This is a genomic window from Nocardia sp. NPDC049190, assembly GCF_040648115.1.
Classification (GTDB): Bacteria; Actinomycetota; Actinomycetes; order Mycobacteriales; family Mycobacteriaceae; genus Nocardia.
In genome coordinates, this window is record NZ_JBEZDE010000040.1 from 43,623 (window position 1) to 51,691 (window position 8,069).

An 8,069-nucleotide genomic window follows, 5' to 3' on the forward strand; every position below is an offset into this window, starting at 1 on the left:
TTGTCGGCGATCGAGTTGCGGGGCCTCGCCCGCGGATCCGGCCGCTCGGATCGGCTCGATCGGGCCGCTACCGGCCTCAGTGGGAGACTCGCGCCCGCCGGATCTCGGAAATCGATATCCCGCGGCGGCGACGGAACAGACTGCGCAGGGTGCCCGCATTGAGATAGCCGACCTTCGCCGCTACCGCGTCCACCGTGAGCGAGGTGGTGCGCAGCAGGTGTTTGGCCCGCTCCAGCCGGATATCGTGGACGAATTCGGTCGGGGACATACCGAGTTCGGCGTTTGTGGCGCGTTGCAGAGTGCGTTCGGTGACGCCGATGGCTTTGGCGGCCTGGCCGATTCGGAAGTTGTCGGCGAGATGGTCGCGGACCCACCGTTCGAAGGCGGCGGTCACCGAATCCCCCCGGGCGACGACTTCCGGGATGATGAAATCGCGCTGGAGCCTGCCCGAACCGACCGCCAGGTAGCACATGGCGCGCTCGGCCAGCGCGGGACTGGTCGTGGCGATCAGCGACAGGGCGAGATCCATGTGCGACAGCGCGGCGCCCGCGGTGGTGATGCCGCGGCCGCGGCACAGCGTCCGGCCCTCGTCCAGTGCGACGTGGGGGTATCGGCGGCGAAAACTCGGGCCGAGCCACCAGCTGGTAGTCGCGGGTGAGCCGTCCAGCACCCCCGCCTCGGCGAGGAAGAACGTTCCGGTGCAGGCGGCGGCCAGGTGCACCCCTCGGCTGTGCGCCGCGACGAGGCGGTCGAGCATCGGGCGGCTGGCCGGTGCGGAGACGAGTTCGATCAGCGTCTCGGCGACAACGACATTCACCGCGGGCACGATCATCAGCTCGAATTCTTCGGTGATTTCGTCGAGCGGCGTCGTCGGCACGGCATACCCGTTGCCCGTGCGCACGGAGTCGCCGAACGAAACGGTTCGGATCTGCCACGGCTCTGGGGGGCCGACAAGTTCGGACCGCACGCAGTTGGCGGTGTTGAAAGTCTCCAGCACGGCGGCCAATCCGAAGTCGGCAACGCCGTCGACGACGAAAACCGCGACATCCATGTCGGAAATAGTACCGAATATGTCGTTTGCGACACTCTGTTATGGCGGCGATCTGCCCTACTCTCATCCGAGGCGGCTCGGAACCCGTATCGAGGCCCGGGCGCGACCGAACCAGACCCGTCGTATCGTCTGCATCTGGGGAGTTTTTCGTGACAGTGATCGAAACAACCGGTACTCACCACATTCGGTTGACCGTGACCGACATCGTTCGGTCCAGAGCCTTCTACCGGGACATCCTCGGGTTCCCGATCGCCGCCGAATCGAGTGGCAGCCCAGATGACCCGGTGGTGCGCGCCGACCCGATGCAGCTCTTCGGCGGGGTGGTGTTCCACGCCAACGGGATGCTGCTCGGCCTGCGCCCGGTGGCGCCCGCGACGGACAGCTTCGATTCCGAGCGTGTCGGGCTGGACCATCTCAGCTTCGCGGTCGCGTCTCGCGACGACCTTGTCGCGGCGGCGTCGCGACTGTCCGAGGCCGGTGTCGAGCACGGCGAGATCACCGAGATGGCGGATTTCGGCATCGCCATCCTGTCGTTCTCCGATCCGGACGGTATCCAGCTCGAGCTGACTTCGCCGATGTGAACCAAGAAGCGCTGTGATCGACCGGATCCGCGGCCCGCGGGACAAGATGCTCGCTCCAGGCCATGTCCTCTCGGGGTGGCGAGCCAGGAGGCGTAGGCTGGTCGCTCCGACGGACGGTGCTACTACTGGGAGCGGTGCATGAGCAAGGGTGAGGTGACTCCTCCCGCTACGACGCGGACCGGGACGATCAGCGTGCGGGTGCCTGCGGAGTCGGAGCAGTTGGCGATGTTGCGTGCCTTGGCGGAAACCGTCACGCTCATGGCTGATTTCGGCATCGACGAAGTGACCGACATCCGGCTCGCTCTGGACGAGGTCGCCAGCGCGCTGGTGCTCGACGCCGTGGACGGGTCCGAGATCGACTGTGCGTTCACCCTCGACGCCGAGGCGGTGGACGTGCGGATCTCCTCGATCGCGGTGTCGGATGCTACCCCGGATGAGACCAGTTTCGGCTGGCACATCGTGTCGACCTTGACCGATTCCGTCGCCACCGCACGCGGTGACTACGACGCCGCCGCGGGCGGCTACCCGACCGTCGTCGACTTCCGCTGGGTCCGCGGCGGCGCCGATGGGTAGCGAGCCCAATCCCAGGCGGAGGTCGGGCAGGGGAGACAGCTACGACAATATCGAGCCGTTGTTCGCTGAGCTGGCGGCGTTGGCCGAGGACGATTCGACCCGGGAGGCGGTGCGCGCGGAGCTGATCGACCGGTGCCTGCCGCTGGCCGAGCACATCGCACGGAAGTTCAGCGGTCGTGGGGAAAGCTTCGAGGATCTGCTGCAGATCGCGCGGGTCGGCATGATCGCCGCGGTCGACCGGTTCGATCCCGAACACGGTGCGACCTTTCTGTCGTTTGCCGTGCCGACCATCATGGGCGAGGTACGGCGACATTTCCGCGACTACGCGTGGTCGGTGCGAGTCCCGCGGCGGCTCAAAGAAATCCAGTCCACGATCGCCCCCACGGTGGAGATTCTGTCGCAGCGGCTCGGTCGTATGCCCCGGGCCAGGGAGATCGCCGAGGAGCTCGGCGCCGACCTGAACGAGGTGACCCAGGCGCTGATCGCCCGCAACGCCTATCAGACCTCCTCGATCGATGCCGCGCCCGACGTCGACGACACCGGATCCGGCGGCTCCTCCTTGCTGGACACGCTCGGCGCCGAAGACCCCGACTTCGGCACGGTGGAGAACTATATGGCGGTGAAACCGTTGCTGGCCGCGCTGCCGGAACGGGAGAAACAGGTGCTGGTCATGCGCTTCTTCGATTCGATGTCTCAGGAGCAGATCGCCCAGCGGATCGGCTGCTCGCAGATGCAGGTCTCGCGCATCCTGTCCAGAACGCTGAAATCGTTGCGCGAGCAAGCTTTACGAGACTGACACGCCGGCCGCACCGTCGGCCGCTTGCGCGTCGCCCCGGGCAACGGCGACAAGGCCGTGGTGGGCGGCGCGACATTCCGGCCGCGAGGACCGGCCGGCGCGCGGCAGGTCCGCCGTCCCACCGGGAGAGTCTGAGAGAGTTGCCGGGTGAATCCTTGGGACCGGTACGCGTCGCTGGTGACCGCTCGAAGGTCGTGGGTGCTGCTACTGGTGATCATTGCCGCGTCGGCCGGGCTGATCGGCGCTGTCGGCGAGAACACCGCGGCGGGGCAGGCGCCCGATTCGCTGCCGCCGTCGGCGCCGTCGGCGCGGGTCGAGCAGATGCTCGGCGAGTTCCCGGACGCGGGCTCGACCGCCGCGATCGTAGTGGTCACCCGCGCGGATGGCGGTGATCTGGGCGATGACGATCGGGCCGCCATGGCCGCGGCGATCATGCGCGCGACGGGACAGCCGTCCGCGGGACCCATCCTGACGTCTCCGGATCAGCAGGCCGCGATCGGTCAGGTGCCGGTGGACGCCGAGTTGAGCGGATTCGCGCTGACCGACCGCGTCGAGGACATCCGTGCTTCGACGGACGAGGGGCTGCCCGACGGGCTGATCCTGCAGGTGACCGGGGGTCCCGCGTTCGGAGCCGATATCGCCGATTCGTTCTCCGGCGCCAACGTCACTCTGCTCGCGGTGACGGCGGCAGTGGTCGCTGTGCTGCTGATCGCGACCTATCGTTCTCCCGTTCTGTGGCTGGTGCCGCTCGCGGTGGTCGGCGCGGCAGACCGGGTGGCCACCGGCGTGGGAACCGGCCTGGCGAAGATGACCACACTGACTTTCGACGGATCGACCGCCGGCATCACGAGCGTGCTGGTGTTCGGCGCGGGAACCAACTATGCGCTGCTGCTGGTGTCGCGCTATCGCGATGAGCTGCACCGGGACGCCGATCACCGAGCGGCGTTGCGGCAGGCGGTGCGGCGGGCGGGGCCGGCGATTCTGGCAAGCAACGTGACAGTGGTCGCCGCACTGCTCGTGCTGCTGCTCGCCGCGCTGCCCAACACCCGCAGCCTCGGCGCGATGGCAGCGGCGGGTCTGCTGGTAGCGGTCGTGTTCGTCCTCCTGGCGCTGCCGGTCGCGCTCGCGCTGTGCGGGCGGAACGTGTTCTGGCCGTTCGTGCCGGACGCGAACGGCCACGACACGATGAACGAGGGGATCTGGCACGCTGTCGCCGGCTGGGTTGTGCGTAGGCCCGCGATGGTCGCGGGGTGCGCGATCGCGTTGTTGGTCGTGTGTGCGGCCGGTCTGTCGACGGCGCAGATCGGTCTTTCGCAGATCGACCAGTTCCGCGTCCGTGCCGAGTCGGTGGAGGGATTCGACACGCTCGCACAACATTTCTCATCCGGCGCCTCGGATCCGACCATCGTGCTCGCGCGCAGCGGTTCGGCCCCGCAGATCGAGGCAGCGTTTGGCCGGACCGCGGGTCTGGCGCAGACGTGGCGGACCGGGATCTCGCCGACTGGGCTCGCCCGGTGGTCGGTCGTGCTCGATGCGCCACCGGCTTCCGCGGAGGCTTTCGACACGATCGCAGCGCTGCGCGCCGCGGTCGATGCGGTGCCGGAAGCCGACGCGCTCGTCGGCGGCACCGACGCTCAGGCGCTGGACATCCAGTCCGCCGCGAGCCGGGACCGGACGGTGATCATCCCCTTGGTCCTGCTCGTGGTGCTCGTCGTGCTGCTCGTGTTGTTGCGGGCGGTGCCGGGCGCGCTGGTGCTGGTCGCGGTCACCGTCCTGAGCGCCGTGGCCGCGCTCGGTCTGGGCAGCTGGATCAGCGAGTACATGGTCGGATTTCCCGCGCTGGACATCAGCGTTCCGCTGTTCGCCTTCCTGTTCCTGGTCGCGCTCGGCGTCGACTACACGATCTTCCTGGTCACCAGGGCGCGCGAGGAGACCCCACGGCACGGCACCACCCGGGGGATGGTCCGGGCGGTGTCGGCGACCGGTGCCGTGATCACCAGCGCCGGGGTGGTGTTGGCGGCGGTTTTCTGCGTGCTCGGCGTGCTGCCACTGATCACCCTCACCCAGATCGGCATCGTGGTCGGTCTCGGCATCCTGCTGGACACATTCGTTGTCCGCACCGTGGTCGTCCCGGCGTTGTTCAGCCTGATCGGGCGACCGGTCTGGTGGCCGAGTGAACTGTGGCGCGTCGAAGAGTCCGGCTGACCGCCCTTCCCGCGTACTGTCGATGCGGCGTGGTGCTTGCCCGGGCCTGGGCACAACGGACTGAGACCGATGGGAGGGTGGCGTGGCCGGTGGTAAGGCACGTCGACTGCGAGTGCTCGTTCGGAGGGGCGTGCTGGTATCGGTTCTTGCGGTGGTCGGATCGAATGGGTGGTTGTGGATGTTGTCCGCGGGGCACCGATTCGCCGTAGCGGATGCGCCTTACGCCCCGGTGGTGATCGTGCCAGGAGCACGGGTCGGCCAGGACGGTTCACCGATGGCCTACCTGCGCGGGCGGCTCGATGTCGCGATCGAACTGATGCGCGCGGGCCGGGTCAGCGAAATTCTGGTGTCCGGCGACGCGGGCGGTGCCTCCGGCGATGAAATCGACTCCATGACTCGCTATCTCGTGCGGCACGGCGTCGATCCGAGGCTTATTCGCGCGGACGGGGCCGGCTTGTCGACGCGAGCGACATGTCTGCGAGCGAGACGGATGTTCGGCATCGATCGCGCGATCATCGTCAGCCAGCGGCGGCATCTACCGCGTGCGGTGGCATTGGGCCGCGCGGCGGGCATCGCCGCCGACGGCGTTTTCGCTCCGTGCGATGCGCGCAGGGTGACGAAGGCTCGCAACACTCTTCGTGAGTGGGCGGCCGCGCCGAAAGCTCTGGTCGGGATGTGTCTACCTGGCGATGCGTCGGCGGCACACCGCATCACCGAGCGCGACGTCGACGGCGTTGCCGATCCGACGAGGCGGCATAGGGTTGGACGATGAAGACCAACAGACAGCGGGCCGCCGAGTTGGCGGCGGATGCCGAGCAGGCGATGAGGGACGCTCAGCGCGGTGTCGGGGATACTTCGACCGGCTTTTTGAGTGACCGCGGCGCCGAGGCGAGCGCGGCGCGCTGGGCGCGGGTGCACGCGCTCCAGGCTCAAGCGCAGGTGTTCGCGACGCTCGCGGTGGTCGACGAACTGAGCAAGGGCGCGTCGGCGCCGGACGGGGATGGATAATCGGACCGTATAAGCGGATGACCACGTGGTGTGGCCATCCGCTCGCAGATGCGCTCGGGTCAGTGTCGGAAGGCGTCCTTGACCTTCTCGCCCGCGTCCTTGACGTCGGACTTGACCTGATCGGACCGACCCTTGTTCTTCTGGTCCCGGTCGCCGGTCGCCTCGCCGAGCTTTTCCTTGGTCTTGCCCGCGAGATTTTGGGCCTTGTTTTTCGCCTTGTCGACTGTACTCATGTAACAACCTCCGTGTGCGGTGACCGGCCTGCCATATCCAGCCGGTCACCTTCGCCATAGCCCGTTACGGTGGGGCCAAACATGTGGGTGCTCGCAGCAAACCGGCAGACCCGGCTGAAACCGGGTCTGCCTGGGTAAATCGTGCGGGCTATGACATCGATCCCAACGTCATCGACTCCGCGTATCCGAATCCTGTTTCGCGGAGCGTCGGCGGGGCAATTCGGCTACGGCGCCGCGATGGTGGGCGGCATGAGCAGCCCTTGGGCGAGGCCGGCCGCCGCACCGATCGCCGCACCGACAGCCATGGCCGGCCATGCGACGAACGCGTAACCGATGGCGGCGCCGAATATGGTTGTCACTACCGTTCCCGTCGGAAACATCGGAATGCCGGCGATGGCGCCGCTGATCCCGCCGATGACCGCTCCGATCGAGGCGACCGGGGCCGCCACGAGAGCGCCCACCGAGGCACCGATGGTGGTCGAACCGAGGAGGTCCGCGGCGATGCGATCGGAGCGGGAGGGCTCGAAGCCTGCCGAGTCCAAGGACTGCGCGATACCCGCTTCTGTGCCGGCCACTGCGTCGTTGAACTGTTTACCCATCTCAGGCGGCAGAAAGTCCGGACGTCCGACCACGACGGAACCGATGCGCAGCGTGCCGGGGGGCGCCTCGATCGGTGCGACCGAGGGCGCGGGGGCGGCGGGGTTGGGCATGTGCAGACGCTCCGGGAGGACAGGAGCCAGCACGTTCGGGTCCGGCATCGGCCGGTTGGTGCTCGAGTCGTTGCGGCCGGTGGACACCGGTGCGGGGGGAGCGACGTCAGGCGGTACCGCACCTGGGTCGGCGGGAACAGCGCCGGGGGAGGCGGGGTCTGCGACCGGGGCCACCGCAGCGATGGCAGGGACCGGTGCGAAGGGATTCTGGACGGAAATCTCCGGCACCAGCGGAGTCGCCACAGCAGTAGCTGTGCCGAGGATCGACAGCGGGATCGCGCTGGCGACGACGAGGGAGGCCGTCCGGCGAAAGAAAGGGTGTGCTGGCGTTTCGGGTGTTTGTTGGTCCATGGACTTACCACCTCATTCAGGAGCGGGCATATGCTTACCTTCTGGTTCGGTCCGGGACGTCTTCTGGATGCGCGAAAGTTGAATTTCTTTTCGATCGGCTCGGTTCGCCCGATTCGACTACCGGTCCGTGTGTGGAACGGCGATAACGCCGCAACTGTTTCTGCGCCGGTCTTTCGACCCGAAATCATGAAAATCCGCTCGAAACGGGATTTCGTCCCGCTGTTCGGCACGCGATCCCCGCAGAGTATTCGAGCATCGCCGATGCCCCGGGACGAAGCGGCGCCCCGGGGTGTCGACGCGTCAGGAAGCTGCCGCGGCGAAACCCGCACGCAGATCGCCGAGAATATCGTCGATTCCCTCGATGCCGACGGCGAGTCGAACCAGGCCCGGCGTGACACCGGCGGCGAACTGTTGTTCCGGAGTCAGCTGGGAATGAGTGGTCGAGGCCGGGTGGATCACCAACGAGCGCACATCCCCGATGTTAGCCACATGGCTGTGCAGGGCTAATCCGTCGACGAACTTCTTGCCCGCGTCCACACCGCCACGCAGCTCGAACGCGAC

At 67.5% G+C, this 8,069-nt stretch carries 10 protein-coding genes; 6 read left to right on the forward strand and 4 right to left on the reverse strand.

The features are described 5' to 3' along the window. Window positions 1–76: 76 nt before the first annotated feature. The gene (locus AB0B25_RS26605) at window positions 77–1,051 is read right to left on the reverse strand and encodes a helix-turn-helix domain-containing protein (protein WP_357184797.1); all 975 of its coding nucleotides are present in this window, start codon (window positions 1,049–1,051) and stop codon (window positions 77–79) included. Between the two features lie 149 nt (window positions 1,052–1,200). Here AB0B25_RS26605 and AB0B25_RS26610 point away from each other — a divergent pair, with 149 nt between their 5' ends. From AB0B25_RS26610 to AB0B25_RS26635, 6 genes are all read left to right on the forward strand, one after another. Next, a complete protein-coding gene (locus AB0B25_RS26610; protein WP_357184800.1) occupies window positions 1,201–1,632 on the forward strand; it encodes a VOC family protein in 432 nt (143 codons plus the stop codon). Window positions 1,633–1,770: 138 nt separating this feature from the next. Continuing rightward, window positions 1,771–2,205 (forward strand): anti-sigma factor, encoded by a 435-nt coding sequence (locus tag AB0B25_RS26615; RefSeq protein ID WP_357184803.1) that lies wholly within the window; start codon window positions 1,771–1,773, stop codon window positions 2,203–2,205. After that, entirely contained in the window at window positions 2,198–3,001 is an 804-nt protein-coding gene (locus AB0B25_RS26620) for an RNA polymerase sigma factor SigF (protein ID WP_357184806.1), read from the forward strand. Before AB0B25_RS26615 ends, AB0B25_RS26620 begins: the two co-directional genes overlap by 8 nt. A 177-nt stretch (window positions 3,002–3,178) precedes the next feature. Then, window positions 3,179–5,206 carry an MMPL family transporter gene (locus AB0B25_RS26625; RefSeq protein ID WP_357184809.1) on the forward strand — a complete coding sequence of 676 codons (2,028 nt, stop codon included), beginning with the start codon at window positions 3,179–3,181 and terminating at the stop codon, window positions 5,204–5,206. Between the two features lie 82 nt (window positions 5,207–5,288). Continuing rightward, complete coding sequence (locus tag AB0B25_RS26630) at window positions 5,289–5,978, forward strand: ElyC/SanA/YdcF family protein (protein ID WP_357184811.1); 690 nt, start codon at window positions 5,289–5,291, stop codon at window positions 5,976–5,978. Continuing rightward, window positions 5,975–6,214 (forward strand): hypothetical protein, encoded by a 240-nt coding sequence (locus tag AB0B25_RS26635; RefSeq protein WP_357184814.1) that lies wholly within the window; start codon window positions 5,975–5,977, stop codon window positions 6,212–6,214. The genes AB0B25_RS26630 and AB0B25_RS26635 overlap by 4 nt, the downstream gene beginning before the upstream one ends. Before the next feature lie 59 nt (window positions 6,215–6,273). Here the strand turns inward: AB0B25_RS26635 and AB0B25_RS26640 are convergent, their stop codons facing one another. The 3 genes from AB0B25_RS26640 to AB0B25_RS26650 form a co-directional block, all read right to left on the reverse strand. Next, window positions 6,274–6,447, reverse strand: a complete 174-nt coding sequence (locus AB0B25_RS26640; protein WP_357184817.1) for a CsbD family protein — start codon at window positions 6,445–6,447, stop codon at window positions 6,274–6,276. A gap of 224 nt (window positions 6,448–6,671) precedes the next feature. After that, window positions 6,672–7,508, reverse strand: a complete 837-nt coding sequence (locus tag AB0B25_RS26645) for a hypothetical protein (RefSeq protein WP_357184820.1) — start codon at window positions 7,506–7,508, stop codon at window positions 6,672–6,674. A gap of 300 nt (window positions 7,509–7,808) precedes the next feature. Continuing rightward, window positions 7,809–8,069 (reverse strand): PLP-dependent transferase (locus AB0B25_RS26650; protein WP_357184823.1); only part of this gene is annotated, 261 nt, incomplete at its 5' end.